Source organism: Spongiivirga citrea, from assembly GCF_010671565.1.
Classification (GTDB): domain Bacteria; phylum Bacteroidota; class Bacteroidia; order Flavobacteriales; family Flavobacteriaceae; genus Spongiivirga; species Spongiivirga citrea.
The window spans coordinates 17,400-37,655 of sequence record NZ_JAABOQ010000007.1 but is presented as its reverse complement, the minus strand read 5'-3'; the positions used below and the strand labels follow the sequence as shown (position 1 = coordinate 37,655).

Sequence of the window (20,256 nt, the reverse complement as noted above, 5' to 3'; positions counted from 1 at the left end):
TGAATTTAGAAAATAAATCTTTAACTAGCACGACTCTAACACTCATAGAACGCTAAACATTTGTTCTAACGACCAACTCTAAAGTAGTTGCATATAAACCAGTCTTTACCATCTTCGATTTCAACCACGCATAAAAACTCATCACAAAAAGGTCTTCTTGCTCAACACCAATCCATTCAAATGATTGTTCTACTTTTTCTTTGAATGTACCCGTACTGGCTTTTTTATGATTACGATAGTATTCGCCAGCAAGGCTAACGAATTGTAGCGTTCGTGTTTCATTGGTGTTTTTAAGATAGGCTCTATGTGATTTTCTAAAACTATTAAAACGTGATGTCACAAGATCAATATCATCTAATTCTATAACGAGTAGCAATTCGATAATGTCTTTTTTTACAACCCATTCCCGCCCCATTTTTTTCTCGAAATAGCCGTTACTATGATTAAGAAAATTAAGCTCTCGAAAAGCCTGGCTGTAGTCTTCTTGTTGAAAGTAACACATAACTAAACTAAGCCGGGCATCGTATTGCAAGCGTTTTTGCTTTTTAGCAGTTTTTATTGTTTCCTTAATTAAGAGAATCGCCTTTTCGGAGTCACCTAGGTAATTACCGTTCAACCCTTGCAATAAAGTAAGCTGGCTTATAAAACGGGATTTATAAATGGCTTTTTTCTTGGATAATTCGGTCTCTAGGGTTTTTAAAAAAGCGTTTGATTCTCCAAAGTATTTATTCCGAAACAATGTGTTCGCCATAATAAACAGGGCTTTTATATGATAGAATAAATGCTTTTCGGTTTTTTCCTGTTGTAGCTCAATATGACTATAAAGAAATCGCATGGTGGGTAATATTTCAAAATAGTTATAATGAATCTTTGCGGTTGTATTGCAAATCTCCATAAGTTGATAAGTCGACTTAAAATCTAATCCATTGTTAGGAGTAATATCATATTTAAGCAAAATGCTATTGATTATTTCAAGTGGACTCTTATCTAGTTTTGTTTTGTCTAAATGAAGTTTTATTTGTGCATAGGCAATGTTTAATTGTTGTTGCTTGACATACTTTTTTCCGTTTTCACTTAGCTTTTTGGTAAGTGTTTCTAAATCGGTTTTTGGGTTGAGGTATGCATATTGAATTGAAGTATGGTATATCTCATTTAAGATGTTGTAAAGCTCATTTTCAATCGCAAGTTTTTCTGCTTTATTAATCGATTTGAAAGCCACTTTTAGTTGTTTTCGCTCAAATAGAATTCTTGATGCGAGAAGCAATTTTAAAATATTCATTTCTTCCGCAGTCTCACTTTCAAAACTCCTCGAAGCTAAAAAGTCAATTAAACTATCTGATAGTCTTTTTGTAAGTGCATGATAGGCACCATTTGATTGCTTTTGATAGAGCTTTTCTTTTATGATTGCGTCAGAAATGTTCTTGTCAAGAAGTTTAAAAAGTTCAATGTTTTTGGTGTCGATTCGTTTATTTTTTTGATGTAAGCTATTAACGAATAATCGCTTTTCTTCGTTGGTTAATGATTGTATAATTGATGAAATACTATTCATTATATCGTAATAAAATATTGATTACTTATTAATAAAAATAATATAATTGAAAGAAATTATAAATTTTATATCGTAAGTAATATTCGAATTTTGATTTTATTCAAAACCGCATCTGCTTGATATTTGCCCTGTGAAACGATCGATAGATCATTAAAAACAAACTAATGGAAAATCAGAATTTTAAAGTAAAAGATGAAATTATTGAGAAACCAAAACGTATTAAAAAGGAAAAGGAAGGCTATGATCAAAAACCAACAGCCGCATTTATATCAGCGTCATGGTCGGCCTTATTTATAGGAATGGTATCCTATTGTGTAGGACTATGGAATGCTGATATGTTATTAAATGAAAAAGGATACTATTTCACGATTTTATTATTTGGGTTGTTCTCGGCTGTTTCTGTTCAAAAAAGCGTCCGAGATAAATTAGAAGGTATACCAGTAACTGATATTTACCATAGCATTAGCTGGTTTACTACAATCGCGTCTATCCTATTATTGGTCATAGGACTTTGGAATGCCGATATGCTATTAAGCGAAAAAGGATTTTACGGCATGTCGTTTACTTTGAGTTTATTTGCTGCCATTGCAGTACAGAAAAACACGAGAGACACCAAGTTTATTGATGATAAGGAATTAGAAAAATAAGAATTAATAGCATTAAGCCGTTCCCTCTTCCTTTGGGAGAGGGTTAGGGTGAGGCGTAAGGCTAATATTAAATTATATATAGGGCGTATGAAAAAAATAAGATTACATAAAACACTAGTCATTGGAATTGGTATTTCATTTTTGATCTATGTCGGTTCGCTGTTTTTACCAATGTTCAGTGATGATAAGCATAGCAGCGGATTATTGGGATTGATGTTGGGTTGGTCGGGCTTTGTTGATCACAAACCTTTTATGGCGATTTCTTGGACGGCTAATATCACTTTTTTGCTGTCAATTTTATTATATGCAATGCCAACAAAAAGAAGGTTTATACTATCAATTATCACTTTTGGCCTATCCTTATTCGCCCTTGGGTTTGAGGAATTTATTTTTGGAGAAAAAGGAAACATTCCCGGAATTGCATTCTTTGTATGGATTTTTAGCTTTTTAACGATGATTGCTACGTTTTATATAAAGTGGCAACAGGAAAAATCCCTATTATAAAACCTACATTTCCACCTTGTCAAAACTATTGTTTGAAGCTAATTTTGAACAAAAGCAAAAAGATGGCAAGTAAATCGTTTTTAGTAGAGAATTTTACCGTACACCAATCACAGCGTATGGTATTTTGGAAAGGTGCAAGAGTAAACACTGTAGGGAACCTTACATGTGCAGGGTCAGATCATCGGTTTATCGTATATTTTTTGGCAGACAAACAATACGCACCACAATCTATGTACATACCTGAATTCAAATTAGGAGTACAGTTTGTTTCTAAAAGGGAGTTAGATTCATACCTAGAGCTACAGGAAATAGGAGCGCCTGTGTATGCTTATTTAGATACTGACAATCCAGAATGGAATGCACTTACGGTAAATGAGCCAGTCAGGTCGTGTAATTATGTAATGGCCTAAAAAAGACCGACAATAAATTGCCGGCCTTTTGGGGTTTGTTTTAGGGTAGTTGTAGGTATTTACATTCTAAAATATTGCCAGCCTGTCCAAGCTCCATTTATTTTTTTTCTCCATTGGCTATTTCTTGCTTCCCAAACCAGTTCATTATTTTCGTTAAAGCGATATGTTCCCTTTCGCCATTGGTATTCAGGACTAGTGGCATCGGTCTTCTTTAAATCGACATAATTTAAAATCTCTCTTTCATACATGATACCGTCTTTTTTTCTTACCAGCACCCTCTGTGTTTTCTTGGTGCCTTCGTAATAAAAATTTTGGTCCACTGTTCTATTATCTTTATCAAAAGACTTACTAATTTCAATCAACCCATCATCATTATAGGTGTACTCACGTATTCCTCCAAAAGGATTAATTGAAACTAAATATTTGTCTCCAATACGTTTTGATTTGTAAACATATTCATGCAAAATATTTTCAGGCTTATTTTTTTTACGTTGCTTATACATTATTTCTTTGGTGACGATGGTGTCTCCAACTTCTTCCATTGTTCGAATGGTGTGGGTCCATTTTCGGCTTCCTGTATTCCAATTTCTTATTATTTTAGAAATACGTAATCCATCATACGCCACGGTTGTCAGATAGTCAGTTCCTTCGCGATCGTATGTATTGCTAAATGCAATGGGGCGTTTATCACTGTCATAAGAAATATCAAAATTAAACTGACTTAAGCCAGGTGCATGTATGCGAGTTAATTGATTATTTATCCAATACAATGTTGTTTCAAAATCTTTCATTGTCGCACCGACTATATGATCGCCTTCAATGGTAAACAATACATCTGATTCGCGATTTTCATAGGCCTCATAATATTTGCGACCTATTATTTGCTTATTGCTTTGGTTGTATATGTATGGTCCAGGGTGAATGTAACTTGTCGTCCATATTTGTCTAGCAACATTAATAGAATAAAGTACTTTTTTTAATTGATCGTTGATCTGTTCTACACTACCTTGTAACACCAAAAAATCAGGATCTTTCTTTTCGATAATTATTGTTTTTACAATAGGTGCTTCCACTACTGCAGGTTGAAGGCTTGGATCATTTGATCTATCTTCTGTAACGACCTTAAAATGACGAGATTTCACTTGATTTTTGTCAAGGTCTTTTCTTAAAGCATTGGCATATTTAATCATTGATTTACCATCGCTTTTGTCATAATTATTAGCGATTAATTTTTCAGAATACTCAATTACTTTCTCAGGTTGATCTAGATAGTAATATAGCTGGGCTAGATTGTAGTAGCTGGCATATTTTAATTTTCTAATACGCTTTTTATCACCGGGATAATTAGCCGGAACGCTTTCGAAATAAGCAATCGCGGGGGCGAGTTCAAGTGCTAACTCATCAACCGCTAGATCAGATCTCATTTTAGAAAATGCAGTTTTCATCACTTCATACATTTCCTTGTGTTTTGGTGTTTCGGGATGTTTTTTAGAATCTAGTATCCAAAAGTAATCCTGTCCAGATTTTATCTTATAACCATAAAGACTATTAAGTCTTGTATTGGCATTGCTAACAACGGTATTGAAAAAAGAAGTATTAAAACCGTCCCTTAAATTGGTATAGTTGTTCTTGTAATAATCATTGGCAAGGGTGTTTGTTTTAAAGTCTTTACTTCTAAAAACTTCCGACTTGCCGTAATTAAATGATTTCGTTTCTCCAGAAATGGTGTTAAGAACGACCATTTTTCCATTGGTCTGGTAGGGGAATATAACATTGTAAATTCGGGTAATAGACTTCACATTACCTTCCTTATCCTTATTCTCAATCTCAGTTTTTTTAATTTCAACTTCTCCAATTTGCACAGGATTGATTTCTATTGCAATATCCAAGACTCCTTTATTAGGTAGTTTGGTATACCCCTGAATATTGATATCATTTCTCACAATATCCTTTCGAGCTTGCTTATCAATAGTGTTTAATACTCGTAAGTTATAAGTGCGATCCGCATCATTTAAAATAGGGTTTGATGGCAGCACCACATGAGATACATTAAAATATTCCCGATCTAAATTGGCACTTTGGGCTTTAATTACAATAGCGTTAAGGAGTAATACGGCTAGAATAAGGCATTTTTTCATAAGTAGGTATTCTTGACAAAATTTTAAAAGTCACTACTTTTAAAACAATCATTAAATGACAAACCCTACCTTAAATCGACGAAGTACATGAGAAAAGATAAACAACTACTTTCTTAAAGTATAATTCTGCATTTTATGAATAAAAAAAACCGGCATCTAGGCCGGTTTTTCACTTTATTCTTTAAAAAATTAATCTTGTAATTCAACCATCAAAATATCATCAACTTTTGCAACTTTAACAAGTCCATGTTTGGTAAGGCCTTTAATGCCTTTATCCCAGCCTTTATTGCTTAATCCGACTGTTTCTTTAAGACTGGTCAATTGAATATTTTTTTCTTTTTTAAGTATCTCGAAAATGGCTTTTTCATTCTCGCTTAATTCTACATGCTTCCGCTCTGGTTTCATTTGCGGGAAGAATAGGACATCCTGAATACTGGCTGTATTGGTCATGAACATTGTTAAACGATCAATTCCAATTCCAATTCCAGATGTTGGCGGCATACCGTATTCTAATGCGCGTAAAAAGTCATGGTCGATGAACATTGCTTCGTCATCACCTTTTTCTGATAGCTTTAACTGATCTTCAAAACGCTCACGTTGATCAATAGGATCATTTAACTCAGAATATGCGTTCGCTAATTCTTTACCATTTACCAATAACTCAAAACGCTCGGTAAGCCCCGGCTTGCTTCTGTGTTTTTTGGTAAGCGGACTCATTTCAACTGGATAGTCTATTATGAAAGTTGGTTGCACATAATGATGCTCGCATTTCTCTCCGAATAATTCGTCGATCATTTTACCAATTCCCATGGTATTATCTACTTCTACGCCTTCAGCTTTGCATGCTTCACGAATTTCATCTTCACTTTTACCATAAAGATCATGACCAGTATGCTCTTTTATTGCATCTAGAATTCCGATTCGCTTATACGGTGCTTTATAGTTGATGATCTTTCCATCTAGCTCTACTTCTGAAGTACCATGCAGATTCATTGCTACTTTTTCTAGTAGTTTTTCTGTGGTGTCCATCATCCAGTTGTAATCTTTGTATGCGGCATACATTTCCATTACGGTGAATTCTGGATTATGGGTACGGTCCATTCCTTCATTTCTAAAGTCCTTCGCAAATTCATAAACTCCGTCAAAACCACCTACGATCAATCTTTTCAAATAAAGTTCGTTCGCAATACGCAAATACAATGGGATATTTAATGCGTTATGATGTGTAACGAATGGTCGTGCAGCTGCACCTCCTGGAATTGATTGTAGGATAGGTGTTTCTACCTCAAGAAATTCCATATCATTGTAAAAATCACGAATTGTGCTCATGATTTTAGTGCGTTTTACAAAAACATCTTTCACTTTAGGGTTCACCACTAGATCAACGTATCGCATGCGATAGCGTTGCTCAGGATCGGTAAAGGCATCGTAGATAACTCCGTCTTTTTCCTTAGGTAATGGCAAAGGTCTTAGTGCTTTACTAAGCATACTAAAATCTTTCACCATAATGGTTTTTTCACCTACTTTGGTAGTGAAAAGCTCACCTTCTACACCAATAAAATCGCCAAAGTCTAGTAACTTTTTGAATACATCGTTGTATTTGGTTTTATCCTCACCAGGACAAATTTCATCGCGATTAAAGTATAATTGAATACGACCCTCGCTATCTTGAAGCGAAGCGAAGGATGCCTTTCCTTGAACCTTAACGGACATCAAACGACCTGCAACGATGACTTTTTTGCCTTCTTCAAAATCTTCTTTTAGCTGTTTAGAAGTATGTGAAACGGGATAAAGATCGGCAGGATATGGGTCGATACCCATAGCGCGAAGGTCATCTAATTTTTTACGGCGTATAATTTCCTGTTCAGAAAGTTGCATCTGCGTTCAATTTTAAGAGCGCAAAGATACGTTTCTTGATTTCAAATTGAAAGTTGATATTAAGTAGAGTGTTTGATTTCTTTATTTTCAAAAATACTTGCATACAAAAATTAGAAGTCTCCCCTAGAGGGGAGATTTAGAGGGGTGTAAGGCTAGTATGTCCCAAAACGATCTGAGGGTCCAAATTCATCAAGTAGAAACCCATCCCTCAAGGTAAGGGGTAATTGCCTCGATATCTAAATTTATGTGAGTTCTAGGAGTTTTTTGAAGATTTAATCCCCAATTATAGCCAACATATCTTCTTCTAATGAAACCGTTGGCCGCTCAATAATTCTCCCGATTTCCTTTCCTTTCTTGTATAATATAAATGTCGGTACGCGTTTTATATTCAATCCTTTTTCCTCGCCAGTAGGACTTTTCTTATAATCTTCCTTTGCGTTGCTTACACCTACTACTTCCAATTTGGTCATATCGTATTTTGCAGCTTCTAAAATTTTATAAAACCTTGGAACCTGACGTTTACTATCGCCACACCAAGTCCCCATGAAAATTTGAACTTTGTAATCATTCAAGTTTTTTTTGATGGTTTTAACGGCCGATTGGTTCAATTCATAATTATAATATTGTTGATTAAACCATGGGAGATAGGGTTCTTTGGTTAGTCCTTCCTTATTGATCTGCCCTACAAGAATAGGTCTGTCGTTTTTTGAGATGATTTCTTTGTTTAAATTCTGAGCATTACCAATTATTCCAGTAAGAATAAGAATTAGTGTAAGTGTTTTTTTCATTTTGAAGCGATATTGATTTATACTTCGAAAATGAAAAAATGCCTTTGTAATTAGCGGATGTTAGAGGTTGAAATAGGGTCTAGAACCTGGGTTGAATTTTTGCTTGCTAGTGTTTTAAAGCTTTGATTTCCTCTCTTGACTGCACATCTAATTTTTTATATAAATTATTAATATGCGTTTTGACAGTGCTAAGACTAACAAAAATTTCAGCAGCTATTTCTTTGTTGGTTTTGTCTTGATGAATTAAGGTAAGAATTCTTTCTTCTTGCTTCGTGAGTTTAGAAAGGGAAATAGCTTTCTTATTTCTTTTTTGCTTTAAAAGCTTCAATAACAGCAGTAAGTTTAAGATGATAGAAGCAAACAAGACGAAGTAAATAATACGATTCCATTTGAAATCAACATCCGTTTGATTTAGCGTTAATGAATAGTTGTCGGTTGCGATTTCTGAAATGTAGAATTGTGTAAAAGGGGCATTCGGGTATTGTTCTTGCAATCTGTTTTGAAGGGATTCGTAATAAGAATTGGTCGCAAGATCTTTTATGTAATAAGGATATGTATCATTGCGTTTATCTGATAAAAAATCATAGATATATAATTCAACTAGTGGTTCATTTGATTTTAATCCGAAATCCTGAAGTTGTCTAAACCAGTTTTTAGTATTGACTTTTCGGTTGGCTTCACTTCTAAACTCAGCGAAGTCATAACGCATTTCATCTTTTAATAATTCGACTTGCAAAAGTGCATCTGTGGCTGGATTGGTGGTGTTTATAGTGCAAAATATTTCTTCAATGTCATTTAAAGGAAATGTTATACTGTCGGAGTTGTTTGCTATGAAAAGAATTTCTTTGCGATCTTGACAACTGGTCTGCAAATGGTTAACCTCATTTTCATCAAAACTGCAACTGTCGGTATGCAATCGATATATTCTGTTTTTAATAGGAAGGTTTGTTCCTTTAAAAGAGAAAAAACCAGTGGAATCCGCTTCTGTTTTTCTGATAATTTGAGATAAAGAAACTTTTGAGAGTTTGCGGTAGTCTTCTACTAGAGAAAGATAGACTGTATTGTTATCGGAGTTCTTGTCGATATAACCACTAAAATCATATTGTGCACTTACTGAAAAACTAATAAGTAATAAGAGTGCGACAATAGATGATTTCATATAAGCAGAAGAGATATTTCAAATAAAATTAACAGATTTAAGTAACAAATCATATTTTTAGCTGACTTATAGATATCATCAATCATTAAAAAATCAATCACTATGAGTATTTGGAGAGTACTACTATCCATTTTATTTCCGCCCCTGGCTGTAATCGACAAAGGTTGCGGAAGTTTTATTATTACTTTAATCTTAACCCTTTGTGGCTGGATTCCAGGAGTAATCGCTGCATTAATTATTCTCAATAACCCTAAAAATTAAATAGACCACTCAGCAGGATATCTATTACTAATTGCTTGTCGAAGATTAAACTTTAAATAGGCATTCGTACCTTTGTTGCATGAATAAATTGGTGCACTTTGAAGATCTTGGTCTTAAAGATTACAAAGAAACATGGGATTATCAGGAACAGTTGTTTAAGACTGTAGTTGATTCTAAAATTCAAAATCGGCGTAATGAGACTTCGTTTGCGACTAATAATCATTTGTTATTTGTAGAGCACCCGCATGTATATACTTTAGGTAAAAGCGGCGATATTTCGAACTTATTAGTTAATGAGCAGCAGTTAAAAGAAAAAGGTGCTACCTTTTATAAGATTAATAGAGGAGGGGATATCACCTATCATGGCCCTGGGCAAATTGTTGGCTATCCTATTTTAGATCTAGAGAATTTCTTTACTGATATTCATAAATATCTTAGGCTATTAGAAGAAATGATCATTTTAACGCTAGAGGAGTATGGTTTAAAAGCCGAACGATCAAAGGGCGAAACTGGAGTTTGGTTGGATGTAGGGACGCCATTTGCTAGAAAAATATGTGCCATGGGTGTAAAAGCAAGTCGTTGGGTAACCATGCATGGTTTTGCGTTGAATGTAAATACGGACTTAGGTTATTTTGATAATATTATTCCCTGTGGAATTAAGGAAAAGGCTGTGACTTCATTGCATGTAGAAATGAGCGGGAAAGTTGATGAAAAAGAAGTAAAACAAAAACTCCTCAAGCATTTTGAGGAGTTATTTGAGTGTGAATCCGTTGAGAAAGCAACCATTTAGTAATCTAACTTTAGATAATCCATCACCTCTACGTAAGTCATTTTTGAGAAGTCGGGTTGCTTACCTTTTCCTGTAGCCGTTCCTGCAGGAATGATTACATATCTAAATCGACTACTTGTAGAAAATGAGATAAATTCTGGTCGAGGATCTGTACGGTATCGAATTTTCAAAGTGGTATTGGAAAAATAGTGGGTGAAGTAATGATCAGTGGTTCCGCCGCTTATTGTTAAAGGAAGTGGGCTTACATAATCAGTTGGCCAGACCTCGGACGCAAAATTGTCAAACTTGGCGTAAACGATTAAGGTGCCTGTATTAATGATGTTTGGATCTACATTTTCAATATCTCTTTCAAATTCTGCATAAGTTGTATATCCATTTGTAGTTTGTGATTGCCCATCAGGTCCAAACCAATCGGACGCAATAACATTGGCGTTTCCGTCTTCCCCGTCCTGACCATCAGTTCCATTTGTTCCGTCTTCCCCGTCCTGTCCATCTGTTCCATCTTGTCCATCCTGACCGTTTTCCCCGTCTTGTCCGTCAGCTCCATCTTGTCCAGCAGGACCTTGTTCCCCTTGAATTCCTGGTGCGCCGTCCAGTCCGTCGACTCCGTCTTCAGTATTACAGGATAATGCCAATATTGCGATGCTAGCAATAAATACATACTTGAGTTTTAAAAGTGTTGTTTTCATGTATTAACGTTTTATTGTTTTGTTATTAATGTAATATGTGAGATAAGGTTAACAACAACACATAAAAAAACCGAAGTCTTTACTTCGGTTTTTCCTCTAAATCATCTAACAGAGTAGCATCTGTTATTTGGTAGGACTTTATTTGCGATCCATTTGTAGAAACCCTCACCAATTCGAAATGTATTACTAAGTCTTATTTTATCGACTTTAGTATTATTGAAGCAAATTCTATTTCGGTTAAATTCTGATACTGTTCCAGAAATAGTCACTCTTCCTTTTGCATCGCGTCGGATTTTTCTTTTTAGGGTTACATGAGCAACAACGGTAACTCTACAGCCTTTAAAACCAATAGTTTCTACTTTATTTATGATTAACTTTTTTCTTCTGCTAATTTTGTAAACTTCGCCTCTTGTCTTGTCATTTAGTTGTCGCAGAATTAATTCTTTAGTGCCATTTCCAATGGCTTCAACAACCCTACAATCTTGGGCGTTCAATATGGCGGTTGGTAACATAAAAAGTAAACCGATTACTACTATTAGACTCTTTTTAATTTGTGTGTGTTTTGTTTTCATGATTTGTCATTTTAATGATTTACTTATTTATGTTATAGGTGATAAAAGGTTAACAAAAGCCATAAAAAAACCGAACGTAGAATCCGGTTCTTAAGTAAAGTGTACCATTTTATTAGATCAAACAAGTAGTTGGTACCAGGGCTATACTTACACCAAAGACAATTCCGTCAACTTCATAATTACCGGTTATAAGAATACCATGTGGTTTATATTGAACAGATACATTTTTGAGATTAAATGTGCGTAATTGAGATTCGGGAATACGCCAAGTAAGCTTAACCTGATTTTTGTTAACCAGTTTAGGGTTACGCCGATCGGGGTATATCAGGACTTCATAGTTATTTCCTTGGCTGCGGTTAAAGGTCTTATCACTTCGCAGCAAAAGCCCGTTTGTACGCAGATACGAACGTTCTACTTTTAAGTATTTTGTACTTGTGTAATAGGCATCAACAGCTTTTACCGGGTTAGGATATTTTGGAGCAAAAATAGCGGTAGAAGACACATTGACCGTGTAGCAAAATTTATTTGACTTAATATGATTTTTGATTTTTTCCAGATCCAAATTATTGTTTAAATCATACTTAGTAATAGGTGTCTTTTTAGGGAGCTTGATATCCCTTCTAATTTGAGCGTTAACAATGCTTATGGTAAATAGTAACATTAAGCAAATGGTAATGAAATTTTTCATAATTATACGTTTTTGTTATTAGTGTGATTAATTAAATAAGGCCTGAGCATTTTTGTTTGTAAAGTGCGATGGTTACGAATGTGAGCTTTCTTCCGTTATAATAGTTTCCAGAAATAAAGAATCCGTTAGCCCCTCTAAAAATTGTAGCATCTCTTAAAGTCTCAGTTCTATTACCCCAATCATGTTGTTTGATTTTTACGGTAAAAGCACGACTAGTGCAGCTAATTGTAAAAGATTCTTTAGTGGTTCTTCCTCTAAAAAGACCACGATCACTGAAATAGGTCTTTACATTTTTCATCTCGATAGTCGAGCTATTGACTTTTTTTACATCAGCTTGACCAAAGGTTGTAAATGCATGCTCTTCGCTACTGCTTTTTTTCTTAACATTATTTGATGTAGCTTCCATTTTATAGCACTTTCCACTGTTAAGATCTTTCATAAGTTCAGTCCAGATTGAATTGTCATAAGCGTCTTCAAAAGCAATACTATTTTCAGTATTTTTCACAAGCGTACTTGAGCTAATCAAGAGGCCTAGAATTATTAAGCTGAATAGTTTTGCGACTGTGAATTTTGTAATTGTTTTCATGATTAAAAGTTTACGTTTTCTTATTAATGCAGTTCATATATAAAGGTTAACATGAAAGCAAAAAAAACCGAAACAAATAGCTTCGGTCTTTTAAAATGATTCGTAGTTACAGCTACTCAAACCAGATTTTATTGATGGCCATATTACAGCCTGTCTTGCTGCGGCTGTCAAACTGAAAACGGATGTAGTCGATATCACTTAAAGTGAAGTCTTTATGTGTAGGCCTCAAATCTTTTAGCGGAATCTCTTTTACAAATTTTCCTTCACGGGCTCTGACGTGATCGCCATATGCCGCATATCTATTGCCAGTAAACATATTAATATTAATTCCGTTGATTGTACTCTTGGCTTCAAATTCAACTTTAAGTGTTTTGTAATCCTTTAAGTTGAGGTTCATCGGCATGTTTTCGCCGTTTTTGTCTACTCCATAATTAACGAAGGTTGTTCCACGAGTATCGTAGCCGTAGGACATAGTTAATAGCCCATTTTTTATCGATAATTCCATTCCGTGATCATTTGGGTTTTGCCGTATTTTGGCATTAATACTTCGTATGCCTTTTACAATGCCATTACCTTTTTGTGTACTGACAATTCCAGATCCAGTAGTGTAGGTTTTTTTATTAATGGTTCCTGTTTTAAAATCGTCAACTACTAGTTGAGCATTCGTAATTCCTGCTATTAGCAAAATGATTATTGTTATAATTTTTTTCATCATGTTAGTTTTATTCTGATTATTCAAAGTATATATTCTTGATAGTAAAGTTTAAGCCTCGCTTGTTCTGTGCCAGAAATTGAATTTTAATATGATCTACATCTTTTATTGTGAAAGCGTTTGTATTCTTATTGTCTTGTGCTTTTTGAAGTTCAACCAATGGGATTTTAAGAGTGAAGCCACGTTCTTTTCCTTCAAATAATGTTCTGTTTCCTCCACCTCGCCAAAAAGCTCTATTCGGTCCGTTGCTAAACATACTTGTATATACTCTTCCAAAATTGCTTTTAGCTTCATATTCAATGTTTAATGATTTGTATTTACTAAGGTTAAGATTCAAAGGTTTTGTTCGGTCATAACCATATCGAAGTTCGATTGCTCCAGTAATGTTATAACCCATACTAATGACCATACGTCCCTTTTCAATTTTTGACAGTATCAACTGTTTGTCATCATTCTTTTTAATCTTGACCAAAATATCTCGTTGATTATTAAGAATGTTACTCCCGGATTGAGTCAATTTGGATTCAGCTATCGTGCTGTGCTTTTTTTGGCTCATCGGTCCTGTAGAAAAATCGTCTAGTACAATCTGTCCATGCGCTATAAATGATACAAAGAGCGAAATCCCTAAAAAAATAGTTTTCATAATTCACGTTTTTAATGTTCAGTATTTAATGTTAAACACCTATGAAAGGTTAACATCATTCTAAAATTTTTATCTTTAAGTGTTTACTTTTTATCCCACTAACCATTAATGAATGATCTAGCGAACCAAGATCTTTTTAGTGCACTTAAAAATGGCTCTGAACTGGCCTTTAAAAAAGTGTATGAAGACAATAGAGAAAAGTTCATCTTGTATGCAAAGCGCTATGAGCTTACCGATGATGAGGTAATTGATATTTATCAAGATGCTTATATCGTATTTCATGAAAATATTGTTAGTGGAAAGATCAAGCAATTTACCAGCACCATAAGCACCTATTTATTTAGCATAGGCAAGTTTATGATTATGGATAAAATGCGAAAAAACAATAAAACCATCCGATCAGAAAAAGTGATGAATGTGGTAAAAGAAGAAGTCGATATTAATGATTTTGAAATTGATGCAACGGCACCAACTGAACGTCAGTTACTGCTTAAAAAATTCTTTTCAGCACTAGGTGAACAATGCCAAAAGATTTTGACATTGTTTTATTATCGCGGGCTCACCATTGACGAGATCATGGAGGTCGGAAATTATGCAAGTAAAAATGTGGTTAAAAGCCAAAAATCAAGATGTTTAAAATCATTGAAGGATAAAATAAACCCCCAATAGTAATGGATAACGAACTTTTAATAGAAAAATATTTTTCTGGCGAATTAAACCCCAATGAGCAGCAAGAACTGAACTCGCTTTTAGAAACAGATGCTGATTTTAAGGCAGAGTTTGAGTTGCAGCAAGATGTTCAAAAAGCCATTAAATTATCGGAACGGGAAGATAAAAAAAACCTACTGGAGCAATATGAAAAGGATCGAGACATTATAGATGGCACAAAGGCTTCAAAAAGAAAGTGGTTACCAATTGCAGCTGCTATCGCATTGTTATTTTCTTTAGGAATTTATATTGGGACCAATATCCAACCTGATGGTACGTCGCTATACGATGAATATTACGAGATGTATCCTAATACCGTGTATTCAATAACCCGAAGTGGCGGAGAAGAATCAATCGAACGTAGCGCATTTGAAGCTTATGAAGGGGGTGATTACCCTGGAGCAATTAATTATTTTAATCAGTTAAAAGAAGATAAAGACGCAAAAAATATTGATTTCTATATCGGTCAGGCTTATTTGGCAAATAGTGAATATGAAAATGCCATTCTAGCTTTTAATAAAGTCGTAAAAACCCACGAGGAATTTACACAAGAATCGCGTTGGTATTTAGCTCTTTCCTATTTAAAACAAGAAGATGTTAATAATGCAAAAAAGATACTGACAGAAATAGAACAGAAGAATACCTACAAAAAGGAAGCCGCTATTCAATTATTGAAAGCTTTAGACTAAGCAGCATTATTTCTTCTGCGTTTATTGCTGCTGATTACTAGAAAAACGGGAACTAATACCACTAAGAACCAAGCCCATTTTTTATTTGACGAAGTAACAGGAGTAGTATCACCACTAATTACAAAACCCGCCCAATAGTAGGGGTGCGATAAGTTGTTATCGCTATTGGCATTAATAAAATTGAGTTTTGCATTGCGCAAGGCCTCATTTTTTGGTTTTCCTTCAGATAACTCCTCATAAAACCCTTGCATAATTTGTGATGAAGAATTGTCATTTGCTTTCCATAACGTATGAGCGATACTCGACGCTCCCGCATAGAAAAAAGCTCTCGATAAACTGATCATTCCTTCTCCTTTTTGCAGTTTTCCAAGTCCAGTTTCGCAGGCGCTTAAGGTTATTAGCTTCGCATTCATATTGGTTGCGTACAAATCGTTTACATATAAAAATGAATCTTCTGTGTCGTCTTCAGTAAATGCGAGATATGAATATTCCGGGGTTTCATTATCAACAATAGCATGCGTGGCTAGATGAAGAATGTTGTAAGATTCTAAATTATCAGCAAAACTGGCTTTACTTGCTTGTTCTCCTTTAAAAATAGAGCCTCTAAAATATCCAGCAATGGTATTTGCTTCTTTCTCGTTATTTGGTAATGGTTGGAGTTGACTGTCATTTGATTTCTTCGAAAAACGGGGAGCAAAGGCTAGAAGCTTATTCTTTTTAATGGTAGGTTTTGATTTCAATTCTGATAATAAAGATGCCGAGTTTACATAACTACATATATATTGGTCAACAACATAGTTGCCGCCATTAAACAAGGCTTCGAATGGCAAATAGTGTAAAACGCCATCTGCAGCAATAATGATGTTAATATACTTATCCTGTATTACGGGTTTTAAAAGTTGCTCGTATAGTTTGGTAGAAATAACATTCAATTCCTTTATATCCGATTTAGGGTCACTTAATAGCTTGGTAAGCGCTATAATTTGATTGCTTAAATTTTCTGAATTCTCAATAGTGGTAAGTCGTTTTTTCTCTTTAGAAACTGATACAATGTGCATAGTGTTGTTGCCGGAAAAAAAGTTGAGAAATAACGTATTATTATCTAGTTCATTTTGTAGTTCCTTGACTGAAGGAATATTTTTTGCGTATTTCAACTGATAATACTTAGGATAATCACTCTCAAATAATTCGATTAGGTTATTGTAGTCATTTTTTACTTTAAACAGTTCCGCTTTACTTTCTTCAGATTTTTCTTTTTGCAGATTATTAATGGTTACCCGAAGTCGTTTTTCTTCTTCGAGCATGTCTTCCGGAATACCAGAAAAACTTGATGCTTTATTTCGTGTAAGTGCATCTAGCAAGATACTGTTCTTTGAATTTTCAATTAATTGAAACGCAGCTTCAAGATGGTTGTCATTTTCTTGTTTAGCATATAGTTTGTTCAATGCATCCAGACTATATTCAATACCACTAATTGATGCGTTGATGAGGTTCTGTTTGTCGCTATCATTAATAAATGATAGTTTTAATAAATCAATAGTCTTGACAAGTTCTTGGCCTTGCTTAACTGCCAGCTCTAATTTTTCATTTTCTCCTTCTTTAGAGAGTAGTTGGTTTGATTCACTTAGTAACTCAATCTTTTTAATGAGATAATTACTGCCTCTTAATTCTTCGTCATTAATTAGTGAAAGTCCCTTGCCATATATTTCTCGGGCAGCTTCGTTATCTTCTTTTAAGGTATAGAGCTTTCCTAGTCGCAGGTAAATGCGAATTTTCTCGAAGTGATTCCCCGTAGATTCTAAATTGGTAAGGATCTGCAAATACTCATTTTCCGCTTTGTCATACGCTTTTTGTTTGATGTAGAGATCGGCTTGTAAACGATTGAAACTATTTGCAAAACGCTTTCTTTTTTCTAGATATGGTTTTGTTTGGTTTATGAAATATTGGGCACTATCAAGTTGCTCAATTTCAAGATAGTTGTCTATTAAAAGTTGTGATGTGCTGATATAACTATTAAGTTGTTTTTCGGGACCTATTTCTTCATAGCGATTAACTGATTTTCGTGCTAAATGAATAGATTCTGAATTCTCGTTTCGAAGCAGTTTCAGCTCAGCAAGTAGATTCTGTGTTTCTAAAAAAGTCGTTTCGGTATCATTATTTAATTTGTGTAGACGAAGATTCTCGTTGTAAAACTCTTCTGCTACTTCATATTTTAATTCATCAATATACATTAAGGCCAAGTAACTGTTGGATACAGTGAGGAAGCTATGGTCTTTCCTGATACTAATATCATTGTTACTTTCTATACGTTCAATTATTTTAAAAAAAGCATCCCTCGCTTTGTCATACTGATTTAGCTTATAATGATATTTTCCCTGGTCATATAATAACATAGATCCAATATCAAAACCCTCTTGTGTATTTGATAAGGAGTCTGATAAATTATTGTATATATCCGCTTCTAAAGCTATGGTATTTTTTAAGGTTGTAAGATCTGAGTAATACCCGGCAACAAATGTTTTGTAGGTAATTGCTTCTAAAAGTTCTAAAGGTTCGTTTTTACCTTTTAATAAATTGATCTGTTTTTCGATGTAAAATAGGGAGGAGTCCTTATCACTGTATATAAAAGAAGCAGCTTTTTCAAGATAACCACTATCCTGTGCTAAGCCGATATTCATTATTCCTATTAAGGCTAGAAAAAACACCCAAAGCCCTTGATGAATATTCAAGGGCTTTGGGAACAACAATCTATATAGGTTATTTAACAACAAGGTCATAAGATTCCTTTAAGCCATTATTAAATATCCGCTTTACTCTAAAGGTAATAGGTCCTTTCGTTTTTGATTTCCAGTTAAAAGAAAAGGTTTTGAATCCGATATCCTTGTTGTGTAAGTCATGATTCTTTTTGAGCATTCCAATTGTTTGACCTTCTTTGTTTACAGCGACAATACGGATGTTCTTAACAGAAGTTGCAACTATTACGGTTTCAAGGTTTCGTAGCCAGTCGTTTCCGCAATCTCTTGGTCGAGGGCATGGAGGAATAGGTCCGATTTTCAAATAAATTTGCTCATTGAGTTTAGAAAATTTAAGTGCCTTTTTATAACGTGCATTAAGTTCAGACTCCTTGGTTTTTAAAACTTTCAAATCACGTTCCGCCTGCTTGTCACCTTTCTTGATTCTTTTTAGGATTACTTTTTTCTTAGCCTGAATATCTTTTTTTCCTTTTGGGTAATACATTTGAAACATATCTGCTTCATTGAATGCTATTGCGGTCTTTTTTTGTTGAATCTCTAGCTTGTTTTTGTTCTTAATTTGTGTTTTTCGATCCAACTTGAGATCAGCCTTTTGGGCGAAGGTCAAACCAATGCCGACACAGGTAATTATGAAATGTATTATTGAATTTTTCATTTTTTATAGTTTTTATTAAAAGGGGAGTAGCCTAAGTTATTAATTATTAGGTAAATGCCCCTAATGTTTAATTGGTCTTTACAAACTCAACTCTTCTATTTTGAGCTTTCCCCTCAGGCGAAGTATTATCAGCTACTGGCTCTTCTTCACCTTTACCTTCCGTTGTAATCAAACTTTCATCTACTAGAAATTGATTTACCAAAACCGATTTAACGGCTTGCGCACGTTCCTCGGATAATTGAAAATTCATATCATCATCTCCGTCAGCGTCTGTGTGACCAATTATGTTTATTGATATATCACCTTGTTGTAGCATATTAGCAATTCGTTTTAAAACTCCATGAGACTCTGCTTTAATTGAAGCCGATCCCGAATTGAATAAGATACCCGTTGTTGAGAACCGTCCCTCTTCCAATAATTGATTACGAAGATCCTGTCCACCTGCTGCCATTTTAAAATTAGTAATGAAAATGCGGTCAATTTCATCTCTCAAATTTCTAGGCTGTAATTTGAAATTCGTAATTCCTTCAGGTACTAGCCTCGGAATATCAACAACCTTATTTTCATTAATCCACATTCGAAAACGAGACTTATTAACAGCAATCGAAACATGCATTTGCTCTGGAAGGGCATTTCTGATGTCCTTTTGAATGGTATTTCGCATAATACGTTCGCTATCAATTCGTTTTTCTACTACAAAGCCTGGATCTATAAATAGACATAATGGAATTTCAACCCAAGCTCGATTAGGAGAACCTTGATACCCGCTGTTATCTTCTAACCAAACTTCCAGTTTTGCCTGTGAGCTTGTTTTTTTATCTAAACCTTCTGTTAAGAAGTCAAATTCTATGGTGTATTCTTCGGGTAATTCAGTTTCTAACATTGGTACGTAAACAGCTTTACTTACCAATCGGAACCATTTTTCTGAGCCTATTTCAACCAGCTCGCCAGATCCATTAGTATCCCATTTTGAGGGGAAGTCGCCTAATGCGTCGTCGGAGAAATCATCATATAACAATACCTCCTCTCCTGGGACAAAATCAAACTTCGAGTAGATTTCGAACCCTTCAATGTCGGTTTCATTTTGCATTTCCATCCCATTTTCCATATCTGTTTCTACAGACGGATCACCTTGGTTTTTACCACGACGTTTTTTTCTTTTCTTCCTCTTCTTAAGTCCAATAAATTTCCCGTCGCTGTTGAAAATAGAATCGAAAGCTTTGTCTGTTTCTTTTGCTGCTTTTTCGGCAACCTTTTCTTTCAAAGTTTCTTTTGCTGCTTCTTCAGCTCTTTTCTTTAGTTTTTTCCACAATTGTGCATTGGCCGTACTTATGCTGAAAACGGCTAATAGCATCATTGCAATTCTTGTTGTTTTCATGATGGTATATTTTTGTTATACCATTAATGAATTTGGAGATGAAAGGTTAACACTGCTAT

The 20,256-nt window shown here is 34.6% G+C and carries 21 protein-coding genes; 7 read left to right on the top strand and 14 right to left on the bottom strand.

Annotated features, from left to right (window positions below; all coding sequences use genetic code 11):
* Positions 1-52 precede the first annotated feature (52 nt).
* The gene (locus tag GWK10_RS15935; protein WP_164033397.1) at positions 53-1,549 is read right to left on the bottom strand and encodes a hypothetical protein; all 1,497 of its coding nucleotides are present in this window, start codon (positions 1,547-1,549) and stop codon (positions 53-55) included.
* Positions 1,550-1,713: 164 nt separating this feature from the next.
* On the opposite strand from GWK10_RS15935, the gene yiaA reads away from it, so the two are divergent.
* The 3 genes from yiaA (at position 1,714) to GWK10_RS15920 (ending at position 3,110) form a co-directional block, all read left to right on the top strand.
* A complete protein-coding gene (gene yiaA / locus GWK10_RS15930; RefSeq protein ID WP_164033396.1) occupies positions 1,714-2,196 on the top strand; it encodes an inner membrane protein YiaA in 483 nt (160 codons plus the stop codon).
* Between the two features lie 87 nt (positions 2,197-2,283).
* Positions 2,284-2,700, top strand: a complete 417-nt coding sequence (locus GWK10_RS15925) for a hypothetical protein (RefSeq protein ID WP_164033395.1) — start codon at positions 2,284-2,286, stop codon at positions 2,698-2,700.
* Positions 2,701-2,762: 62 nt separating this feature from the next.
* Positions 2,763-3,110 (top strand): hypothetical protein, encoded by a 348-nt coding sequence (locus tag GWK10_RS15920; RefSeq protein ID WP_164033394.1) that lies wholly within the window; start codon positions 2,763-2,765, stop codon positions 3,108-3,110.
* 59 nt (positions 3,111-3,169) lie between these two features.
* On the opposite strand, the gene GWK10_RS15915 is transcribed toward GWK10_RS15920, so the two are convergent.
* The 4 genes from GWK10_RS15915 to GWK10_RS18665 form a co-directional block, all read right to left on the bottom strand.
* Positions 3,170-5,248 carry a hypothetical protein gene (locus GWK10_RS15915; RefSeq protein WP_164033393.1) on the bottom strand — a complete coding sequence of 693 codons (2,079 nt, stop codon included), beginning with the start codon at positions 5,246-5,248 and terminating at the stop codon, positions 3,170-3,172.
* Between the two features lie 189 nt (positions 5,249-5,437).
* Complete coding sequence (lysS, locus tag GWK10_RS15910) at positions 5,438-7,126, bottom strand: lysine--tRNA ligase (RefSeq protein ID WP_164033392.1); 1,689 nt, start codon at positions 7,124-7,126, stop codon at positions 5,438-5,440.
* 272 nt (positions 7,127-7,398) lie between these two features.
* On the bottom strand, positions 7,399-7,914 hold the full coding sequence (locus GWK10_RS15905) for a thioredoxin family protein (RefSeq protein WP_164033391.1): 516 nt from the start codon (positions 7,912-7,914) through the stop codon (positions 7,399-7,401).
* A 106-nt stretch (positions 7,915-8,020) separates the two neighbouring features.
* Complete coding sequence (locus tag GWK10_RS18665) at positions 8,021-9,073, bottom strand: response regulator transcription factor (RefSeq protein ID WP_317164699.1); 1,053 nt, start codon at positions 9,071-9,073, stop codon at positions 8,021-8,023.
* 102 nt (positions 9,074-9,175) lie between these two features.
* Here GWK10_RS18665 and GWK10_RS15895 point away from each other — a divergent pair, with 102 nt between their 5' ends.
* Both GWK10_RS15895 and lipB read left to right on the top strand, forming a co-directional pair.
* Positions 9,176-9,334: a YqaE/Pmp3 family membrane protein gene (locus tag GWK10_RS15895; protein WP_164033390.1), complete on the top strand. Its 159-nt coding sequence runs from the start codon at positions 9,176-9,178 to the stop codon at positions 9,332-9,334.
* 79 nt (positions 9,335-9,413) lie between these two features.
* The gene (gene lipB, locus GWK10_RS15890; RefSeq protein WP_164033389.1) at positions 9,414-10,124 is read left to right on the top strand and encodes a lipoyl(octanoyl) transferase LipB; all 711 of its coding nucleotides are present in this window, start codon (positions 9,414-9,416) and stop codon (positions 10,122-10,124) included.
* On the opposite strand, the gene GWK10_RS15885 is transcribed toward lipB, so the two are convergent.
* From GWK10_RS15885 to GWK10_RS15860, 6 genes are all read right to left on the bottom strand, one after another.
* Positions 10,121-10,813, bottom strand: a complete 693-nt coding sequence (locus tag GWK10_RS15885) for a collagen-like protein (RefSeq protein WP_164033388.1) — start codon at positions 10,811-10,813, stop codon at positions 10,121-10,123. The genes lipB and GWK10_RS15885 overlap by 4 nt on opposite strands.
* Before the next feature lie 101 nt (positions 10,814-10,914).
* Positions 10,915-11,385, bottom strand: a complete 471-nt coding sequence (locus GWK10_RS15880) for a hypothetical protein (protein WP_164033387.1) — start codon at positions 11,383-11,385, stop codon at positions 10,915-10,917.
* Between the two features lie 112 nt (positions 11,386-11,497).
* Entirely contained in the window at positions 11,498-12,073 is a 576-nt protein-coding gene (locus GWK10_RS15875) for a hypothetical protein (protein ID WP_164033386.1), read from the bottom strand.
* Positions 12,074-12,104: 31 nt separating this feature from the next.
* Positions 12,105-12,659: a hypothetical protein gene (locus GWK10_RS15870; RefSeq protein WP_164033385.1), complete on the bottom strand. Its 555-nt coding sequence runs from the start codon at positions 12,657-12,659 to the stop codon at positions 12,105-12,107.
* Between the two features lie 112 nt (positions 12,660-12,771).
* Positions 12,772-13,371, bottom strand: coding sequence for a hypothetical protein (locus GWK10_RS15865; protein WP_164033384.1), 600 nt, complete (start codon positions 13,369-13,371; stop codon positions 12,772-12,774).
* Between the two features lie 19 nt (positions 13,372-13,390).
* Positions 13,391-14,014 carry a hypothetical protein gene (locus GWK10_RS15860; protein WP_164033383.1) on the bottom strand — a complete coding sequence of 208 codons (624 nt, stop codon included), beginning with the start codon at positions 14,012-14,014 and terminating at the stop codon, positions 13,391-13,393.
* Between the two features lie 108 nt (positions 14,015-14,122).
* Between GWK10_RS15860 and GWK10_RS15855 the strand changes: the two genes are divergently transcribed.
* Positions 14,123-14,683: an RNA polymerase sigma factor gene (locus GWK10_RS15855; RefSeq protein WP_164033382.1), complete on the top strand. Its 561-nt coding sequence runs from the start codon at positions 14,123-14,125 to the stop codon at positions 14,681-14,683.
* Between the two features lie 2 nt (positions 14,684-14,685).
* Positions 14,686-15,411 carry a tetratricopeptide repeat protein gene (locus GWK10_RS15850; RefSeq protein WP_164033381.1) on the top strand — a complete coding sequence of 242 codons (726 nt, stop codon included), beginning with the start codon at positions 14,686-14,688 and terminating at the stop codon, positions 15,409-15,411.
* Here GWK10_RS15850 and GWK10_RS15845 read toward each other — a convergent pair.
* The 3 genes from GWK10_RS15845 to GWK10_RS15835 all read right to left on the bottom strand — a co-directional run bounded on the left by GWK10_RS15845 (position 15,408) and on the right by GWK10_RS15835 (position 20,197).
* Positions 15,408-18,089 carry a CHAT domain-containing protein gene (locus tag GWK10_RS15845; protein WP_164033380.1) on the bottom strand — a complete coding sequence of 894 codons (2,682 nt, stop codon included), beginning with the start codon at positions 18,087-18,089 and terminating at the stop codon, positions 15,408-15,410. The two genes, GWK10_RS15850 and GWK10_RS15845, sit on opposite strands and share 4 nt — an antisense overlap.
* Before the next feature lie 79 nt (positions 18,090-18,168).
* Entirely contained in the window at positions 18,169-18,819 is a 651-nt protein-coding gene (locus GWK10_RS15840; protein WP_164033379.1) for a hypothetical protein, read from the bottom strand.
* Positions 18,820-18,886: 67 nt separating this feature from the next.
* Complete coding sequence (locus GWK10_RS15835) at positions 18,887-20,197, bottom strand: OmpA family protein (RefSeq protein ID WP_164033378.1); 1,311 nt, start codon at positions 20,195-20,197, stop codon at positions 18,887-18,889.
* Positions 20,198-20,256 lie beyond the last annotated feature (59 nt).

Bases quoted from the DNA above. Each gene is read 5' to 3' on its own strand.
- GWK10_RS15935 (WP_164033397.1), bottom strand. From the start codon at position 1,549: ATGAATAGTATTTCATCAATTATACAATCATTAACCAACGAAGAAAAG.
- yiaA (WP_164033396.1), top strand. From the start codon at position 1,714: ATGGAAAATCAGAATTTTAAAGTAAAAGATGAAATTATTGAGAAACCA.
- GWK10_RS15925 (WP_164033395.1), top strand. From the start codon at position 2,284: ATGAAAAAAATAAGATTACATAAAACACTAGTCATTGGAATTGGTATT.
- GWK10_RS15920 (WP_164033394.1), top strand. From the start codon at position 2,763: ATGGCAAGTAAATCGTTTTTAGTAGAGAATTTTACCGTACACCAATCA.
- GWK10_RS15915 (WP_164033393.1), bottom strand. From the start codon at position 5,248: ATGAAAAAATGCCTTATTCTAGCCGTATTACTCCTTAACGCTATTGTA.
- lysS (WP_164033392.1), bottom strand. From the start codon at position 7,126: ATGCAACTTTCTGAACAGGAAATTATACGCCGTAAAAAATTAGATGAC.
- GWK10_RS15905 (WP_164033391.1), bottom strand. From the start codon at position 7,914: ATGAAAAAAACACTTACACTAATTCTTATTCTTACTGGAATAATTGGT.
- GWK10_RS18665 (WP_317164699.1), bottom strand. From the start codon at position 9,073: ATGAAATCATCTATTGTCGCACTCTTATTACTTATTAGTTTTTCAGTA.
- GWK10_RS15895 (WP_164033390.1), top strand. From the start codon at position 9,176: ATGAGTATTTGGAGAGTACTACTATCCATTTTATTTCCGCCCCTGGCT.
- lipB (WP_164033389.1), top strand. From the start codon at position 9,414: ATGAATAAATTGGTGCACTTTGAAGATCTTGGTCTTAAAGATTACAAA.
- GWK10_RS15885 (WP_164033388.1), bottom strand. From the start codon at position 10,813: ATGAAAACAACACTTTTAAAACTCAAGTATGTATTTATTGCTAGCATC.
- GWK10_RS15880 (WP_164033387.1), bottom strand. From the start codon at position 11,385: ATGAAAACAAAACACACACAAATTAAAAAGAGTCTAATAGTAGTAATC.
- GWK10_RS15875 (WP_164033386.1), bottom strand. From the start codon at position 12,073: ATGAAAAATTTCATTACCATTTGCTTAATGTTACTATTTACCATAAGC.
- GWK10_RS15870 (WP_164033385.1), bottom strand. From the start codon at position 12,659: ATGAAAACAATTACAAAATTCACAGTCGCAAAACTATTCAGCTTAATA.
- GWK10_RS15865 (WP_164033384.1), bottom strand. From the start codon at position 13,371: ATGAAAAAAATTATAACAATAATCATTTTGCTAATAGCAGGAATTACG.
- GWK10_RS15860 (WP_164033383.1), bottom strand. From the start codon at position 14,014: ATGAAAACTATTTTTTTAGGGATTTCGCTCTTTGTATCATTTATAGCG.
- GWK10_RS15855 (WP_164033382.1), top strand. From the start codon at position 14,123: ATGAATGATCTAGCGAACCAAGATCTTTTTAGTGCACTTAAAAATGGC.
- GWK10_RS15850 (WP_164033381.1), top strand. From the start codon at position 14,686: ATGGATAACGAACTTTTAATAGAAAAATATTTTTCTGGCGAATTAAAC.
- GWK10_RS15845 (WP_164033380.1), bottom strand. From the start codon at position 18,089: ATGAATATCGGCTTAGCACAGGATAGTGGTTATCTTGAAAAAGCTGCT.
- GWK10_RS15840 (WP_164033379.1), bottom strand. From the start codon at position 18,819: ATGAAAAATTCAATAATACATTTCATAATTACCTGTGTCGGCATTGGT.
- GWK10_RS15835 (WP_164033378.1), bottom strand. From the start codon at position 20,197: ATGAAAACAACAAGAATTGCAATGATGCTATTAGCCGTTTTCAGCATA.